The following is a 16536-nucleotide window of genomic DNA, read 5'->3' on the forward strand; positions in this document are numbered from 1 at the left end:
TGCCGTGCGGCGTCCCACCCCCACGAAGAAACGGATCCACTCGCCATGCGACCGAGAACCGCCCCGGCCTCCGTACTCACCCTGGCCCTCGCCCTGACGGCCACCGCCTGCAGTTCCTCCGGCGCCGACGCGCCGGACGCCGGAGGGTCGGCCAAGGGCTCGACGCCCGCCGTGGCGTCGGCGAAGGTCGACTACAACCCCCAGCCCTACGACAACGTCAAGGACGGCGGGACCTACACCACGCCCGGGACCTTCGACGACCAGGGCAACCCGTTCAACGCCAATGCCACCCTCACCGCCACCCGGGTGTGGTTCTGGTACAACCCCGACGTCATCACCTACTCCCCCACCGGGGACGTGCAGTACAACCCGGACTACCTCAGTGACGTCAAGGTCAGTGTCACCGGCGGCAACCAGCGAGTCGTCCTCACCCTCAACCCCAAGGCCGCCTACAACGACGGCACGCCGATCGACTGGCGGGCGGTCAAGGCCACCTGGCAGGCCGACAACGGTTCCGACAAGGACTACAACGCGAGCAACACCGAGGGGTACCGGAACATCACCTCGGTCACCCGCGGCGCCGACGACAAGCAGGCCGTCATCGACTTCAAGGGCGTGGACCCCTGGTGGTCCAGCCTGTTCACCACGCTGCTGAACCCCAAGGCCGCGACGGTGGCCAACTTCAACGACGCCTACGTGAAGAAGGCCCACCCCGAATGGGGCGCCGGCCCGTACACCGTCGGCACCTTCGACACCAAGAGCGGCAACCTCACCTTCGTCCGGAACCCGAAGTGGTGGGGGAAGAAGGGCAAGCTCGACAAGCGCATCTACGTCAACCTGGACTCGTCCGCGGCGATCAACGCCTTCAAGAACGGCCAGGTCGACTACGCCTCCACGGGCAGCGCCGAGGGCCTGAAGCAGATCAGCGGCGTCACCGGCACGGAGATCCGCCGCGGCGGCAGCCCGTTCGAGTACTCGCTGTACGTGAACTCGAAGTCCGCCGCCCTCCGTGACGTACGGGTGCGCAAGGCGCTGCTGGAGAGCGTCGACCGGACACAGATCGCCAAAATCCAGTTCCAGGGACTGGACTACTCCGAGCCGCTTCCCGGTTCGGCGCTCCTCTACAGCTTCCAGAAGGGGTACGAGGACAACGTCTCCTCCGTGATCAAGTACGCGCCCGACGACGCCCGGAAGATCCTGGAGTCCGCCGGCTGGAAGGCCGGGGGCGACGGCATCCGCGAGAAGGCCGGCACCAGGCTCACCGTCCGCTACACCCTGCTCGGCGACGACCCGCTGGACAAGGCCACGGCCAACGCGTTCGCCGCGATGCTGAAGCCGGTGGGCATCGGCGTCGACATCAAGAAGGCCGACGAGGCGGACTTCTCCAAGATCCTCAGCGATCGCGACTTCGACCTCTTCCTGTCCGGCAACCGTTCCACGGACCCCTTCGGCGCGCGGTACCTCTACCAGTTCTACGGCACCGACAGCGACTCCAACCTGACCGGTACCGGAACCCCGGAGCTGGACAAGGAGATCCACGCCGTCTCCGAGATATCCGACCCCGCCAAGCAGACCGCCCGCGCCAACGCCGTCGAACGCGAGGAACTGGCGCAGTACGCCTTCCTGCCGCTCTTCAGCGGTCCGTCCGTCTACGGCGTCAGGAAGGGGCTGGCCAACGTCGGCGCCACGATCTTCGGTACGCCTCTGCCGGAGACGGTCGGCTGGCAGAAGTAGCTCACGGGCGCGGCGGGCGTCCCGTGTGTCCGGTCACGCCGCGCTCGTGTCGTGGCCGGCCAGGAAGGGGCGCAGCAAGGCGAGCAGGGCTGCCGGCCGGTGCAGCGGGATGATGTGGCCGCAGTCATCGAGGACGTGTCCGGTGAGGTCGTCGGTGACGGGGCGGAGCTGACGTTCCAGCGCCGGGCCGACGGGGCGGGCGCCCAGCGCCATCGTCGGCACGGTCAGGCGGCCCGTGCCGACCGCCCGCTCGATCTGTGCCGCGCTCTCGGGCAGCGCCCGGTAGTACGAGAACGCGCGGCTCAGTGCCTGCCGGCCGGTGTAGGCACGGACGAAGGCGTCCCGGATGTCGGGGCGTACCCCGTCTCCGAGCGTGCCGGCCCGCAGGAACCAGTCGACGTAGGCCGCTTCGTTCCCCTCCAGCACCGTCTCGGCGAGGCCGGGCGCGGCGGCGTGGAAGCCGAACCACCAGGGCGGCCCGGCGGAGAGGAAGTCCTCGGCGCCGGGCAGCCTCCCCAGCAGGGACTCCATGACGACCAGGCGCCGGACGAGGCCGGGACGGCGCATGGCGAGGAGGAAGGCCGCCGGAGTGCCGGCGTCGACGGCCACCACCGCGGCCGAGGACACCCCAAGCGCGGCGAGGAGCGCCTCGGCGTCCTCGGCCAGGGTGCCCGCGTCGTACCCGGAGGCGGCGGGGTCGCTGGCGCCGAAGCCCCGCAGGTCCGGCGCGATGACGCGGTTCCGTCCGGACAGGCCGGCCATGACGTCGGTCCACACCTGCCAGGTGTGCGGGAAGCCGTGCAGCAGCAGGACGGCCGGGCCGGTTCCGGCGAGGGCGACGTTCAGTACGACGCCGTTGACGGCAACGCGGCGCAGTTCGGGCATGGCGGAACTCCGGAACTCGGTAAGGAAGGTGACAAGGTCACCGTAGGGAACTAGCCTGTTCCGCCCAAGACGGCACTTTCCCTTCAGGTGGTGAGCTCCAGGTGACCACGTCGGGTCCCGACGGACGTGACAGAGGGCCGGGTGAGCGTGGCGACCTGCTGGACCCGCGCTGTCCGACCCGCCGGCTGCTCGACCGCATCGGCACCAAGTGGACGTCGATGACGGTCAAGGTGCTGGCCGAGGAGTTTCCGCACGAGGTCCGCTTCGCTGAGCTGCGGCGCCGTGTCCCGGGCATCTCGCAGAAGATGCTGTCCACCACCCTGCAGAGCCTGGCCCGCGACGGTCTGGTGGCGCGCCGTGTGGAGCCCACCGTGCCCCCGGCCGTGCATTACCGTCTCACCGAGCTGGGCCTGTCCCTCGAAGGACCGCTTTCCGTCCTGCGGCTCTGGGCCGAGACACACATGCCGGAGATCGACCGCAACAACCGGGCCGCGGACCGGACTTCGGCGACCTAGCGCGCGGACGGCACTGGTTTCTTCGGCGTTGTCGGGGGCGATCGCGCCTGCACAGGATGAGGGTGGGCCGCGCCTGCGCAGGATGAGGGTGGGCGGGTCCGGCTTCGTGAGGGGCGCGCGGCTCGTCAGCCGAGCGGCCGCGCCGAGGGGCCGGGGCGGGTTCGGGCCTCCGGAGGAATCAGCGGCCCGTGGCCCTCCTCACAGACGATCACCGCTCGAAGCGGTTCACCGCAGTCCGCATGGTGAACCTCCAGGGGCGGCCCTTCCGGGTCCGCCGTGTACCGGTCACCCCACTGCTTGAGGGCGATCATCGCGGGCCACAGATCCCAGCCCTTGCGCGTGAGCCGGTACTCGTACCTGGTACGGCTCCCCGGCTCGCGGTAGGCGACGGACTCCAGGATCCCGGCCGCCACCAGCTTGCGGAGCCGGTCCGCCAGGACGGCCTCGGACAGCCCGATGTGCCGCCGGAAGTCGTCGAAACGGCGGACGCCGTTCATGGCGTCCCGAAGCAGCAGCAACGACCACTTTTCGCCGACCAGGTCCAGTGTCCGGTGCACCGTGCAGTTGTCCGCGCTCGTCTCCAGCCAGCTCATGCGCCCATCCTAGGCTGACTTCACCATTGACAGCCAGATGTCGGCACGGCTAACTTCGTCAAAAGAAGCCAGCCGGGTCAGGAGCGGGAATGCGCAGGTCACGTACGATCCAATGGGAAGACCCCGCCGTCTCCGCCGAGGCCGTCGGCGAACACAGCGGTCTCCAATTCCTACGCGAGATCCTCGCCGGGCGGCTGCCCGCCGCGCCGATCGCCGCCACCCTCGGCTTCAGCCTGGAGGAGGCCGAGGCCGGCCGGGTGGTCTTCGTACTGGTGCCGGGTGAGGAGCACTACAACCCGATCGGCAGCGTCCACGGCGGTGTGTACGCGACGCTCCTCGACTCCGCGGCCGGCTGCGCGGTGCAGTCCGTGCTGCCGCAGGGGATGGGATACACCTCGATCGACCTGGCCTTGAAGTTCCTGCGCCCCGTCACCGTGGACACCGGCAAGGTCCGTGCCATCGGCACCATCCTCAGCAAGGGCCGCCGCACCGCCCTCGCCCAGGCCGAGCTCCGCGACTCCGAGGACCGGCTGCTGGCCCACGCGACCAGCAGCTGCATGCTCTTCCCCGTCCCGTCACCATAGGAACGGTGTCCGTCAGAAGTCGCCTTGGGGAGGAATGTCCGAGCGCACGAGACGGACTCGCGCGGCCGGTATGCGGCCGGGGTGGTAGAAGAAGCCGTTGCCGTTGTCGAGGAGCGATTCCTCGACGATGCCCTCCACGGACCAGAGATCGACCAGCCCACCGGTGTTGTTGATCTGGAAGAAGAACCTTGCCTCGTCCTCGTCTCGACAGACGAAGACTCCCTCCGCCTCCGGGCGGCGGCTGCCGGCGATTCCCCGTGCGGCGCCCATCCGGGTCCAGTCCAGGCCATGCTGTGCGATCGACTGCCGATTGAGCACGGATGAGACGTGGAAGAGGGTCGATGTGTTCGTCACGCCAGGAGTGTAAGAGGCGTGCGTCCGAGGCCGTCATCGGCTTCGGGGCGGTCGGGGCAGGCCCAGGTGCTCGCGCAGGGTGGTGCCGGTGTAGTGGGTGCGGAAGAGGCCGCGCCTGCGCAGTTCGGGGACGACGAGGTCGGCGAAGTCGTCGAGGGTGCCGGGCAGGTAGGGGAAGACCACGTTGAAGCCGTCGGCCGCGCGGCCGGTGAACCACTCCTCGATGTGGTCGGCGATCTCCTCGGGTGTGCCGGTGAGGGTGCGGTCGTCGTCGGCGACGCGGCGGACGAGGTCGCGGATGGTGAGGTTGTCGCGGCGGGCGTCCTCGTAGATCTGCTGCTGCGCGGTGTGCGACTGGTTGGAGACGGGGAGTTCGGGCAGCGGCCCGTCGAGCGGGTAGCCGCTGAGGTCGAAGCCGCCGAGCCAGTAGGAGAGGTCCGCCAGGGCCACCTGCGGGGGCAGCAGTTCGGTGAGACGGGCCAGCTTGGCCGCGGCCTCGGCGGCCGTGGGGGCCGTGACCACGGACAGCGCCGGGAGGATCTTGAGGTGGTCCGGGTCACGGCCGTGGGCGGCTGCACGCTCCTTGATCTCCGCGTAGAACTCCTGGGCGCGGCCGAGGTCCTTGATGCCGGAGAAGATCACGTCGGCGACCCGGGCGGCCAGGTCCTTGCCCGCCTCGGAGGCGCCCGCCTGGACGATGACGGGGTGGCCCTGCGGGGGCCGGGCGATGTTGAGGGGCCCGGCGACCCTGAGGTGCTTGCCCGCGTGGTTCAGCGCGTGCAGCTTGGCCGGGTCGAAGTAGACGCCCTGGGCCTGGTCGTGACGGAAGGCGTCGTCCTCGAAGGAGTCCCAGAGTCCGGTGACGACGTCGTGGAACTCCTCGGCGCGCTCGTAGCGGGTGGCGTGGTCGAGGTGGGTGTCCAGGCCGAAGTTCTGTGCCTCTCCGTCGTTGAGGGAGGTCACCACGTTCCAGCCGGCCCGGCCGCCGGAGATGTGGTCGAGTGAGGCGAAGGCGCGGGCCACGTGATAGGGCTCGTTGTAGCTGGTCGAGGCGGTGGCGATGAGGCCGATTCGGGAGGTGCCGGCGGCGAGCGCGGCGAGCAGGGTGGTCGGTTCGAAGGAGTCGTTGACGACGCTGACCCGGCTGAGCACGTCCACGCTCGCGAACGGTACGCCGACGAGGTCGGCGAGGAACACCGCGTCGAACGCGGCTCGTTCGGCGGTCCGGGCGAAGGAGAGCACCTCCCGGATGTTCACGCCCGCGTCGGCGGCGGTGTCCGGGTGCCGCCAGGCGGCCAGGTACTCCCCCGGCGGCTTGAGGAATGCGTTGAGGTGCAGCTGATCGCCCCGGCTTCGGCCGGCAGGGCTTCGCTCGGTGCGGCCTTGCTCGATGCGGCTTTCCTCGGTACGGGTTCCGTCGGTACGGCTTCGGTCGGTGCGGCGGCTCATCGTCCGGTCTCCTGGAGGTGGCGTACGCGGGCGGCGGGCCGCGGCAGTCCGAGGTTCTCGCGCAGGGTGGTGCCCTCGTACGCGGTGGGCAGCAGTCCGCGTCGCTGGAGCAGGGGCACCACCTGGTCGACGAAGTCCTCGGCGGGACCGGGCAGATAGGGGAAGGAGATGTTGAACCCGTCGGCGGCGAAGGCGCGGAACCAGGTCTCGATGTGGTCGGCGACCTGCTCGGGCGTGCCGGCCACCGCCGACCCGGCGGCGAACCGGTGCGCGAGCTGACGTATCGTCAGCTTTTCGTCGTGTGCGAGTTTCAGGAGCAGATCGCGGCGGGACTTGCTGCGGTTGGTCTCGGGGATGTCCGGCAGTGGGCCGTCCACCGGGTGGTCGGTCAGGTCGAGGTCGCCGATGTTGTCCTGGACGAGGCGACGGGCGACGTCGTCGTGGATGAGGTCCTGGAGTTCGGCGAGGCGCCGCTTGGCCTCGGTCTCGGTGGGCGCGACGAGCGGGGTGAGGCCGGGCCAGACCAGGACGTGGTCGGGGGCGCGGCCGTGGGCGGCCGCGCGCGCCTTGATGTCGGCGTAGAAGGCCTGTGCCGCGCCCAGTTCGTGCTGGGTCGTGAAGAGGACCTCCCCGTGCCGGGCCGCGAACTCCTTTCCGGTCGCGGATGATCCGGCCTGGAAGACCACCGGGTGGCCCTGGGGCGGCCGGGAGATGTTCAGCGGGCCGCGGACGGCGAAGTGCTCGCCGCGGTGGTGCGGGGTGTGCAGTCCGGCCGGGTCGTAGTAGCGGCCCGCCGCTTTGTCGCGGACCACCGCCGCGTCGTCGTAGCTGTCCCAGAGCGCCTTGACGACCTGTACGAACTCGTCGGCACGCCGGTAGCGCAGCTCGTGTTCGAGGTGGTGGTCGTAGCCGAAGTTGGCGGCCTCCAGCGGTACGACGGAGGTGACCACGTTCCAGGCCGCACGGCCGCCCGAGATGTGGTCCAGGGAGGCGAACTTGCGGGCGATGTGGAAGGGGTGGTTGTACGTCGTGGTGGCCGTCGCCGCCAGGCCGATGTGCTCGGTCACCAGGGACAGCGCGGCGAGCAGGGTCAGCGGTTCGAAGTGCTCGGCGCGGCCGGTGCGGGACAGGGAGTCCAGCTGGTGCCCCCAGAGGGCGACGACGTCGGCCACGAACAGGGCGTCGAACCGCCCGCGTTCGAGTGTGCGGGCGAGGTCGGCGTGGAAGGCGAAGTCGAGTTGTCCGTCGGGGCGGGCGTCGGGGTGCCGCCAGCCGGCGATGTGGCCGCCGGAGCCGTGGACGAGGGCGCCCAGGGAGAGGCGGCGTGCGGGGTGCGAGGTCATGCGGTCCTCCCGGTCATGCGGGCAGCCGGGGTACGGCGGCCAGCAGGCGGCGTGTGTACGGGTGGCGGGGCTCGGCCAGCACGACGGCGGCCGGTCCCTGTTCGACAGCTCGGCCGTCCTTCATCACCAGCACGTCGGTACAGAGCCGCCGTACGACGCCGATGTCGTGGGAGACGAGCAGCAGGGTCAGTCCGTAGGCCTCGGCGAGGTCGTCGAGGAGGGCGAGGATCCCCGCGCGCACCGACACGTCCAGGGCGCTGAGCGGTTCGTCGCCGACGAGGACCTTCGGGCCGGGGGCCAACGCCCGTGCGAGGGCGATGCGTTGCCGCTGGCCGCCGGAGAACTCGTGCGGGTACCGGCCGCGTACGGACGGGTCCAGGCCGACCGCGCGCAGCAGTTCGTCCACCCGGTCGTCGTGGTCGCCGGGCAGCCGCAGGCATTCGAGCGGTTCGGCGACGATGTCACGGACGGTGGCGCGCGGGTCGAGCGAGCCCATCGGGTCCTGGAGCACGACCTGCACCTCACGCCGGAACCAGGGCAGCCGGCCAGGCTTCACCTCGCGTCCCCGGTAGTGCACGGTCCCGGAGTCGGGCCGGTCGAGGGCGAGCAGCAGCCGGGCCAGGGTCGACTTGCCGGAGCCGGACTCCCCCACGACGCCGAGGCTCTGCCCTTCGCGCAGCTGGAGCGACACGTCCTGGACTGCCTGGCGGTGGCCGGCCGGGGCCAGCAGTGAGGTGCGCGGCAGCCGGAAGCGGCGGCTCAGGCCTGTGCCCTTCAGCAGCTCGGTCATCGGGTGACCTCCTCGGTTCCGGTGGCGCGCGCGGCCGCCACCAGCCCCTGGGTGTAGGGGTGTTGGGGACGCCGTACGAGTGTGTCGGTGGTGCCCTCCTCGACGACCCTGCCGTCTTTCAGCACTGCGGCGCGTGCGCACACCTGGGCGACGACGGCGAGGTCGTGGCTGATGAACAGGAGTGACGTGCCGTGCTCGCGGACGAGTTCGTCCAGGAGGGCGAGCATGTCGGCCTGCACGGTGACGTCGAGGGCGGTGGTGGGTTCGTCGGCGATCAGGAGCGCCGGGCGGGTGGCGAGGGCCATGGCCAGGCCGACGCGCTGACGCTGGCCGCCGGAGAGCTGGTGGGGCCAGGAGCGGACGGCGAGTTCCGGGTCCGGCAGCCCCACCTGCGCGGCGAGTTCCACGGCGGCGGCCGCGGCCCGGCGCCGGTTCAGGCCGCGGTGCAGCCGCAGCGGCTCGGAGAGCTGTCTGCCGATGCGCATGAGGGGGTTGAGCGCGCTCATGGGCTCCTGGAAGACCATGGCCATCCGAGCGCCGCGCAGCCGGGACAGGGCGCGGTCGCCGAGGCCGAGCAGTTCCTGTTCACCGAGGCGGACGCTGCCGGTGGCCCGGGCGCCGTCGGGCAGCAGTCCCAGTACCGCGAGGGCGGTGAGCGACTTGCCGGAACCGGACTCGCCGATCAGCGCCAGCCGTTCTCCCGGGGCGAGTTCGAAGCCGACCTGGTCGACGACGGTGGCCCCGCCGATCCGCACGCTCAGACCGCTGACCGTCAGCAGGCTCATGACGCCTCCGGGACCGGCGTGCGTGTGTCGGTGTCGTCGTGGGACTCGGGGGTGACCGCGTCGTCGGCGGCCCGGATCCGCAGGCGCGCGTCGGCGGCCTCGCGCAGCCCGTCACCGAGCAGGTTGAACCCGAGGACGGAGGCGGCGACGGCGAGTCCTGGCCAGACGACGAGCAGCGGGCGGGCGGCGATGTACTGCTGCTGTTCGTGCAGCATGCGCCCCCAGGAGACCGCGGGCGCCGGTGCCCCGAACCCGAGGAAGGACAGGGCCGCCTCGGCGAGCACCGCCACGGAGAGCACCAGCGAGAGCTGCACCACGAGGGTGGGTGCGATGTTCGGCAGCAGGTGCCTGCGGACGGTTCGCCAGGTCCCGGAACCGGCCGCGTGGGCGGCGAGCACGTAGTCGGTGTTCAGCACGCGCCCGGCTTCGGCACGGGCGACGCGGGCGAGGTTGACGCCCGCTCCGATGCCGACGGCGCCGACCACGGTCCAGGTGGAACCGCCGTACACCGCGGTGAGGATCATCGCGATCAGCAGGACGGGGAAGGCGATCAGCACGTCGGTGAGCTGGACGACGGCGGCGCCGATCCAGCGCGGCACCAGTACCGCCGTCAGCGCCAGGGCGAGTCCCACCACGGCGGCGACGGCGGCCGAGAGGACCGCGGTGAGCAGGGTGGCGCGGGCGCCGGCCAGCAGCTGGCTCAGTTCGTCGCGGCCCAGCCGGTCGGTGCCGAGGACGTGCCCGCCGGAGAAGGGCAGCAGCCAGCCGTCCTGCGGACGCGCGAGGGTGGGGTCGTACGGCGTCCACACCAGGGAGACCAGGGCGGACAGGACGAGGAGGCCGACGAGGAAGGTGCCGGCGAGACCGCTGCGGCCGCGCAGCAGCGCGCGGAGGACGGGGGCGGCCCTCATACCGCGCTCCGCAGTCTCGGATCGATCAGCCGGTGGGCGAGGTCCACCAGGAATCCGACGACCAGCACGGCGCCGGTGAGCAGCAAGACCTCGCCCTGCACCTTGTCCAGGTCGCGGTTGCCGACGTCCGTGATCAGCATCTGGCCGACGCCGGGCAGCACGAAGACCTGCTCCACGACGACGGCGCCCGCGATCAGCGCGGCGATCTGCAGACCGAGCACCGACACCACGGGGACGGCGGCGTTGCGCAGCCCGTGTACTACCAGCGCGCCGGTGCGGGTGCGGCCTTTGGCGCGGGCGGTGCGCAGCCAGTCCTGGTGCAGGACGTCCAGGACGGCGGAGCGTACGAACCGCAGCAGGACGGCACCCTCGGACAGGGCCAGGGTCAGCCAGGGCAGGACCAGGCTGCGCAGCGCCTGCCCCGGCTCGTGCCAGCCGTCGACGGGGAAACCCTGGGCGGGCAGCCAGCGGACCTGGACCGCGAGGACCATGACGAGCAGCAGCCCGACCCACAGGGTGGGCAGCGCGATGCCGAGCTGTCCGAGGGCGTTGACCGCGCTGCCCAGCCGTGAGTCGCGGCGCACGGCGGCGAGGATGCCGAGGGGGACGGCGAAGGCGAGCGCGAGGACGACGGCGCCCGCGGCGAGCGGCCCGGTCACGGCGAACTTCTCGGCGAGCTGCCCGGAGACGGACGTGCCGTCCAGGGCCGACCGCCCGAAGTCACCGGTGACGACGCCGCCGATCCAGCTGCCGTACTGGGCGACGAGCGGCCGGTCCAGGCCCAGGTCGTGGCGGACGGCCGCGACCTGCGCCGGGGTGGCCTTGATGCCGCCGATGGTCTGGGCGACGTCGCCGGGCAGCAGCCGCAGCACCAGGAAGATCAGCACGCTGGCGGCGAACAGGGACACCACGAGGAGTGCGGCCCGGCGCACCACGTAGAGGGTCACGCGGGCCTCACTTCTTCGCCACGGCGAGGTCCGCGAGGTCGTAGCGGTTGCTGGTGAAGTTGCGCGGCACGCCGGTGACTCCGGCGCGTACGACGGTGAGGGTCTGGCTGACGTACAGCCAGTCGGCGGCGGCGTCCTCGGAGACCTTTCGGGCCGCCTTCTTGAGCAGGGCGTCCCGGTCCGCGTCGCCGGTGGCCGTCTGAGCGGCGGCGTACCACTTCTGGACGTCGGCGTTGTCGTAGCCGAAGTAGTAGGCGGGGTTGGCGAAGTTGCTCAGGTCACGGGCCTCGGCGTGGTCGACGAGGCTGAGCTGGTAGGCGTGTTTGGAGTAGACGGAGTCCAGCCAGGTCTGGAACTCCACCTGTCGCACCGTGAGTTGGATGCCGACCTGCTTCAGCTCGGAGGCCAGGTAGTCGCCGATCTCCGTCGGGTAGATGTTGGGGATCTGCACGGTGAGCTTGAGGCCGCTGCCGTAACCGGCCTGCTTCAGCAGCTTCTTGGCGCTCGCGGGGTCGTGGGCGTCGACGGCGGTGAGGTCCTCGTAGCCGGGGTCGGTGGCCGGGACGGGCCCGCCGACCAGCTTGGCCGCGCCGCCGAGGCTCTTGACGAGGCCGGCGTTGTCGATGGCCCGCCGGATGGCACGGCGGACCCGCACGTCCTTGGTCGGTCCCGAGGCGTTGTTGAAGGCGAGGGTGAACTTGTCGGTGGTGTCGCCGCGCAGCACCGTGTACTTGCCGGTGTCGGAGAACGGCTGGAGCAGGGTGGCGTCGGCGGCGGTCTCGATGTCGGTCTGGCCGGTCCGCTGGGCGTTGTTGGCCGCGTTGACGTCCTTGATGTAGTGGAAGACGACCTTGGCGACCTTGGCCTTCTTCCCCCAGTAGGCGTCGTCGCGGACGAAGGTGATCGACGAGCCGCGCTTCCAGGTGCTCAGCCTGAACGGCCCGGTGCCGTTCTCCTTCCCGGCGAGCGAGGAGAAGTCGGTGTCCTTCTTGAAGACGATGCCGGCCCGTCCGGTCAGCCCCCAGGTGAAGCCGGTGTCACGGTGCTTGAGCGTGACGACGACGGTGTGGTCGTCGGTGGCGGAGACGTTCTTGACGGAGGCGAGCGCGGCCGCGTCGGGGTTCTTCGAGCCGGCCGTGGTGACCTGTCGCAGCGACCATGCGGCGTCGGCCGCGGTGACCTTGCTCCCGTCGTGGAAGGTGGCGTTCTTCGCGAGGTGGAAGGTGTAGGTGAGGCCGTCCGGCGACTGGTCGTAGGAGGTCGCCAGGCTCGGCTCGATCTTGTTGTTCTCGTCGCGGGTGAGCAGGCCCTGATAGATGTTGTCGAGCAGGATCTGGTCGAGGGCCGCGCCCGCCGTGTCGGCGATGTCGAGACTGGTGGGCTCCAGCACCAGGCGTACGTCGACGGTGGCACCGGTGTCGATGTCGGTGGGCTGGGGCGCCTGGCTGGTCTGTCCGGCGTTCGCGGGGTCGTCGGCCGCGCCGGTGCCGCAGGCGGTCGCGGCCAGGCTGGCGAGGACCGCGGTGGCGGCGAGGCGGAGGGCGGTGCTGCGGCGCATGGCTGGGCGGTCTCCTAGGTCACGTGCGGTGGGGTTCATACGGCGGCCGCTCTCAGGCCTGTCTCGAGGTCGGCGATCAGGTCGCGGGCGCCCTCGATGCCGACCGACAGCCGCACCAGGCCGGGGGTGACTCCGGCGGCGGCCTGCTGGTCCGGGTCCAGTTGGGCGTGGGTGGTGGAGGCGGGGTGGATGACGAGGCTGCGGACGTCGCCGATGTTCGCGAGGTGGCTGAACAGCCGGACTCCTTCGACGAAGCGCCGGCCCGCCTCCAGACCGCCCGCGAGTTCGAAGGCGAGCACCGCTCCGGCGCCGCGCGGCAGATAGCGCTTGGCCTGGGTCTGCCAGGGGCTGGAGGGCAGGGCCGCGTAGTGGACGCGCGTCACCTGGGGCTGTTCCTCCAGCCAGGTGGCGAGCGCGAGGGCGTTGGAGACGTGCCGTTCGATGCGCAGGCTGAGCGTCTCCAGGCCCTGGAGGAGCAGGAAGCTGTTGAACGGGGAGACGGCCGGGCCGAGGTCCCGCACCAGCCGGGTGCGCAGGCGCAGGGCGTAGGCGAGTCCCAGGTCGGCGAAGGAGTCCCAGAACGACAGCCCGTCGTACGTCGGGTCCGGGCCGGTCAGTCCGGGCCACCGGCCGGGGTCCGCGCCGAAGTCGAAACGTCCGCTGTCCACGACGGCCCCGCCGATGCCGGTGCCATGGCCGGAGAGGAACTTGGTGGTGGAGTGCACGACGATGTCGGCGCCGTGTTCGAAGGGCCGCAGCAGGTAGGGGGTGAGCACGGTGTTGTCGACGACGAGCGGGACGCCGGCCTCGTGGGCGATGCGGGCGACCGCCTCGGTGTCGAGGACGTTGCCGCGCGGGTTGCCGAGGGTCTCGCCGAAGAACGCCTTGGTGGTGGGCCGTACGGCGGAGTACCAGGCGCCCAGGTCGTCCGGGTCGTCGACGAAGGTGACGGCGATGCCGAAGTCGGCGAACGTGTGCTCCAGCAGGGTGCGGGTGCCGCCGTACAGGGACGACGAGGCGACGATGTGGTCGCCCGCGCGGGCCAGGTTGAGCAGGGCGAGGCTGGTCGCGGCCTGACCGCTGGCCACGGCGACCGCCGCCGAACCGCCCTCCAGGGCGGCGATCCGCTCCTCCACCACCGCGGTGGTCGGGTTCGACAGCCGGGTGTAGGCGTGGGTGGCGAGGTCGGCGAGTTCGAAGGCCGCGGCGGCGTGCCCGGTGTCCCGGAAGACATAGCCGGCGGTCGCGTGGATCGGCACCGCCCGCGCGCCGGTGGCCGGGTCGGGCACCGCGCCGGCGTGCACCTGGCGGGTCTCGAAGGCCCAGTCGGCGTTGCTCATCGGCCGCCCTCCGGCCTGGCGAGGACGTCGGCCCACCAGCGTTCGGCGACTCTCGGGTGCGACCGGAGCCAGCCGACGACCGCGTTCTCGCCGAAGGCCGCGAGCAACGGGTTGTCCGGGTCGTCGGTGACGCCCCGGCTCAGCGCGGCCAGTCCGGGAAGCAGGTTCAGCGGTTTGACGACCGCGTCGAGGCGCGGGCCGAGGAAGAAGGGGATCGAGTAGCGGTCGATGCCCGGCTGCGGGCTGACGACCCGGTGCTGAGTGGCTTTCAGATAGCCCTGGGTGGCGATCTCCAGCATCTCGCCGATGTTGAACACGAAGGCGTCCGGCACCGGCACCGCGTCGATCCAGTCGCCGTCCTCGCGCTGCACCTGGAGCCCGCCGACGTCGTCCTGCTGGAGCAGGGCGAGGTAGCCGTAGTCCTTGTGCGCACCCACTCCCTGGTCGGCGTCGCGGGCGGCCCGCGGCGGGTAGTGCACGATCTTCACGTGGACGGCCGCCTCGTCGTCGAACCACTGGTCGAAGTAGCCCTCGTCCTGTCCGAGTGCGGCGGCCAGCGCGCGCAGCACCTCCCGGCTGACCCGCAGCGCCTCCGCCTGCCAGCGCAGCACGATGTCCTTCAACTCCGGCAGCGCGGACGGCCATTGGTTCGGGCCGATCAGGCGCAGGTAGTCCGGATCATCCGGGCCGGTTTCCACGGCCGCGCGCTCCGGGCCGATGTCGATCTGCTCCCGCCAGTCGGCGCTGCCCGCCGTGTACTCCGTTCCGGTGCGGGTGTAGCCGCGGAACTGTGGCGAGTTGAGGTTCTCGATCTCCAGCCGCTGCTCCTCGGGCAGGGCGAAGAAGGCGCGTGCCGCGGTCAGCGCCTCCTCCCGCAGGGTCGCGGGGACGCCGTGTCCGGTGACGTAGAAGAACCCCACCTCGTGGGCCGCGGCGCGGAGTTCGGCGAGGAAGGCGGCACGCTCCGGGTCCGGGGCACGGAACCGGGAGATGTCGATGACGGGCAGGGCTGTGGGCTGGGCCATGGGGTTCCTTCAGGCAACGGCAGCCGACGACACCCCACAACCGGCCCTGGGTACGGGCTAGTCGAGGGCAGCCGGTGGGAGCAGACAGGAAGAAGGGAGTGAGGTCGCGAACCGTGGGACGGCGGTCAGCAACAGACCTGGTCGAACTGGTCGGCGCGGCGGCTCACCCAGAACGGGTCGAGCAGCACCGTGTGTGCCGGGCCAGTGGTCTCCATGGCCGGATGAAAGCACACCCGGGATGAGTGCGTCCACCACGCGTCCCAGCAGGCGAGACATGACCGCTCCGCCGATGAGCCGCGGCCCCGGGTCCGGGCACCGCGCTCGGCCCGGACCCCGCGAGCGCGGCAGCCGGTGTCACCGAGGGGCCCGGGGCCGTACGGGCGCGTGCCGCTCGAGCACGTCGTCCGCCGGACAGCGGCCGCGGTGGACATAGCGGTCGGCGTAGGCCGCGACGGCGTCCACGACCCTGCCGCTCGCCCCCAGCCGGGGCAGGGCGTCCAGTGCCGCGGCGAAACAGGTCACGGCGGCGCGCTTCAGCTGCGGGTCGGCCAGGCCGTGGCGCGCCGCGTCCGTCCACAGCGGATTGTGTGGCGGGGGCGCTCCGGCGGCCCGTTCGGCCAGGGGGTCCACTGCCCGGTGCGCGAGCGTGGCGGCAGCCGGGTCGTCGAACAGGGCCGTGACCACCGCGAGCGGAACGATCCAGCCGTCCTCGCCGGGCTGCGCGTCGATCATCCGGAGTTCCACATGTCCGCGGGGCCTGACGGGCGGAAACAGCGTACTGACGTGATAGTCGAGGTCCGCCCGGGTCGGCGGGCGCATGCTGCGCGAACGCGTCCACTCGCGGAAGCTCACGCCGTCCGGCACCTCCCAGCGGCCCTCCCGCCGTACGCACATCACCGGTGCGTCGAGGACCCGCCGGACCCAGGCGTGGCGCGGGTCCTGGGCCAGGGAGGGGCCGCCGGCCCGCCCCGGGTCGAGCTTCGCCCACATCAGCTGCCGCGTCGACAGCCAGCCCGTGGCCCGGCCTTCGGCCATGGGCGAGTTCGCGAACGCCGCCACCAGCACCGCGCCCAGGTGGTGTGCCAGCCACCAGCGGCGGGCGAATCCCATGACGCCGGGTTCCTCGCGTCCGGCGTCGAGACACACCTGTACGGAGGCCGAGGTGCACATCAGGGTCCGCCCCGCGGGACCCGTACGGTCGAGACAGGTCTCCATGGCGTCGTAGCGCGGCTCCCGCAGGAACCGGCGGGGCCGACTCCAGGGATCGACGCCCATGCCCGCCAGGGTCAGGCCGTGCTCGCGCAGCGTGGTGCGCACGGCGTCGAGATCGGCGGAGACCTCCTGGACGCACCGGGTCAGCGACGGAGCGGGCCGGGAACTCAACTCCACCTGGCCGCCCGGCTCGACGCTCAGCCCGGAGGTCAGCGGCAGGGTCCGCAGCGCGGTGTGGGCCGCCGCCAGCTCCTCCCGCCCCACGGAGTCGTGCGGCGCGCCCTCCCGGTGGACGAGCCATTCCACCTCGACGCCGACGCTGCGCGGCGGACCCGTCTTGAAGCAGATTCCCTCGACCAGCGCCTCGGCCTGATGTTCGGTGACCGCGACGTCATCAACGCCCCACTCCGGTGTGACCGACATCCGGGAGCCTCCTGAGCCGCCTCAGGGCCGTCGGGGATCCGACGTCCGGTACGGGTACCGACATGCCTGCCGCAAGCGTCCGCCGTCC

At 71.4% G+C, this 16536-nt stretch carries 16 protein-coding genes; 3 read left to right on the forward strand and 13 right to left on the reverse strand.

Annotation, left to right across the window (positions count from 1 at the left end; genetic code table 11):
* The first annotated feature begins 45 nt into the window (after positions 1-45).
* Positions 46-1734: an ABC transporter family substrate-binding protein gene (locus tag MB828_RS17005; RefSeq protein ID WP_301648922.1), complete on the forward strand. Its 1689-nt coding sequence runs from the start codon at positions 46-48 to the stop codon at positions 1732-1734.
* 33 nt (positions 1735-1767) lie between these two features.
* Here the strand turns inward: MB828_RS17005 and MB828_RS17010 are convergent, their stop codons facing one another.
* Complete coding sequence (locus MB828_RS17010) at positions 1768-2619, reverse strand: alpha/beta fold hydrolase (protein ID WP_301648923.1); 852 nt, start codon at positions 2617-2619, stop codon at positions 1768-1770.
* Between the two features lie 101 nt (positions 2620-2720).
* Between MB828_RS17010 and MB828_RS17015 the strand changes: the two genes are divergently transcribed.
* Complete coding sequence (locus tag MB828_RS17015) at positions 2721-3134, forward strand: winged helix-turn-helix transcriptional regulator (RefSeq protein WP_301648924.1); 414 nt, start codon at positions 2721-2723, stop codon at positions 3132-3134.
* A 125-nt stretch (positions 3135-3259) separates the two neighbouring features.
* On the opposite strand, the gene MB828_RS17020 is transcribed toward MB828_RS17015, so the two are convergent.
* Entirely contained in the window at positions 3260-3727 is a 468-nt protein-coding gene (locus tag MB828_RS17020; RefSeq protein WP_133028625.1) for a winged helix-turn-helix transcriptional regulator, read from the reverse strand.
* An 89-nt stretch (positions 3728-3816) separates the two neighbouring features.
* Here MB828_RS17020 and MB828_RS17025 point away from each other — a divergent pair, with 89 nt between their 5' ends.
* Complete coding sequence (locus tag MB828_RS17025) at positions 3817-4311, forward strand: PaaI family thioesterase (RefSeq protein ID WP_301648925.1); 495 nt, start codon at positions 3817-3819, stop codon at positions 4309-4311.
* Between the two features lie 12 nt (positions 4312-4323).
* Here the strand turns inward: MB828_RS17025 and MB828_RS17030 are convergent, their stop codons facing one another.
* From MB828_RS17030 to egtA, 11 genes are all read right to left on the reverse strand, one after another.
* Entirely contained in the window at positions 4324-4665 is a 342-nt protein-coding gene (locus MB828_RS17030) for a hypothetical protein (protein WP_301648926.1), read from the reverse strand.
* Positions 4666-4698: 33 nt separating this feature from the next.
* Positions 4699-6114, reverse strand: coding sequence for an LLM class flavin-dependent oxidoreductase (locus MB828_RS17035; protein WP_301648927.1), 1416 nt, complete (start codon positions 6112-6114; stop codon positions 4699-4701).
* Positions 6111-7457: an LLM class flavin-dependent oxidoreductase gene (locus MB828_RS17040; RefSeq protein ID WP_301648928.1), complete on the reverse strand. Its 1347-nt coding sequence runs from the start codon at positions 7455-7457 to the stop codon at positions 6111-6113. The genes MB828_RS17035 and MB828_RS17040 overlap by 4 nt, the downstream gene beginning before the upstream one ends.
* 13 nt (positions 7458-7470) lie before the next feature.
* A complete protein-coding gene (locus tag MB828_RS17045) occupies positions 7471-8247 on the reverse strand; it encodes an ATP-binding cassette domain-containing protein (RefSeq protein ID WP_301648929.1) in 777 nt (258 codons plus the stop codon).
* Positions 8244-9032 carry an ATP-binding cassette domain-containing protein gene (locus MB828_RS17050; protein WP_301648930.1) on the reverse strand — a complete coding sequence of 263 codons (789 nt, stop codon included), beginning with the start codon at positions 9030-9032 and terminating at the stop codon, positions 8244-8246. Before MB828_RS17050 ends, MB828_RS17045 begins: the two co-directional genes overlap by 4 nt.
* The gene (locus MB828_RS17055; RefSeq protein ID WP_301648931.1) at positions 9029-9943 is read right to left on the reverse strand and encodes an ABC transporter permease; all 915 of its coding nucleotides are present in this window, start codon (positions 9941-9943) and stop codon (positions 9029-9031) included. Before MB828_RS17055 ends, MB828_RS17050 begins: the two co-directional genes overlap by 4 nt.
* Positions 9940-10890: an ABC transporter permease gene (locus tag MB828_RS17060; protein WP_301648932.1), complete on the reverse strand. Its 951-nt coding sequence runs from the start codon at positions 10888-10890 to the stop codon at positions 9940-9942. The genes MB828_RS17055 and MB828_RS17060 overlap by 4 nt, the downstream gene beginning before the upstream one ends.
* Before the next feature lie 7 nt (positions 10891-10897).
* On the reverse strand, positions 10898-12448 hold the full coding sequence (locus MB828_RS17065) for an ABC transporter substrate-binding protein (protein WP_301648933.1): 1551 nt from the start codon (positions 12446-12448) through the stop codon (positions 10898-10900).
* Between the two features lie 35 nt (positions 12449-12483).
* Positions 12484-13788: an O-acetylhomoserine aminocarboxypropyltransferase/cysteine synthase family protein gene (locus MB828_RS17070; protein ID WP_301648934.1), complete on the reverse strand. Its 1305-nt coding sequence runs from the start codon at positions 13786-13788 to the stop codon at positions 12484-12486.
* Entirely contained in the window at positions 13785-14813 is a 1029-nt protein-coding gene (locus tag MB828_RS17075; protein WP_301648935.1) for an isopenicillin N synthase family dioxygenase, read from the reverse strand. Before MB828_RS17075 ends, MB828_RS17070 begins: the two co-directional genes overlap by 4 nt.
* A gap of 354 nt (positions 14814-15167) precedes the next feature.
* A complete protein-coding gene (gene egtA / locus MB828_RS17080; protein ID WP_301648936.1) occupies positions 15168-16448 on the reverse strand; it encodes an ergothioneine biosynthesis glutamate--cysteine ligase EgtA in 1281 nt (426 codons plus the stop codon).
* Positions 16449-16536: the final 88 nt, after the last annotated feature.

The sequence above is a fragment of the Streptomyces arenae genome (assembly GCF_022343545.1).
Lineage (GTDB): Bacteria > Actinomycetota > Actinomycetes > Streptomycetales > Streptomycetaceae > Streptomyces > Streptomyces humi.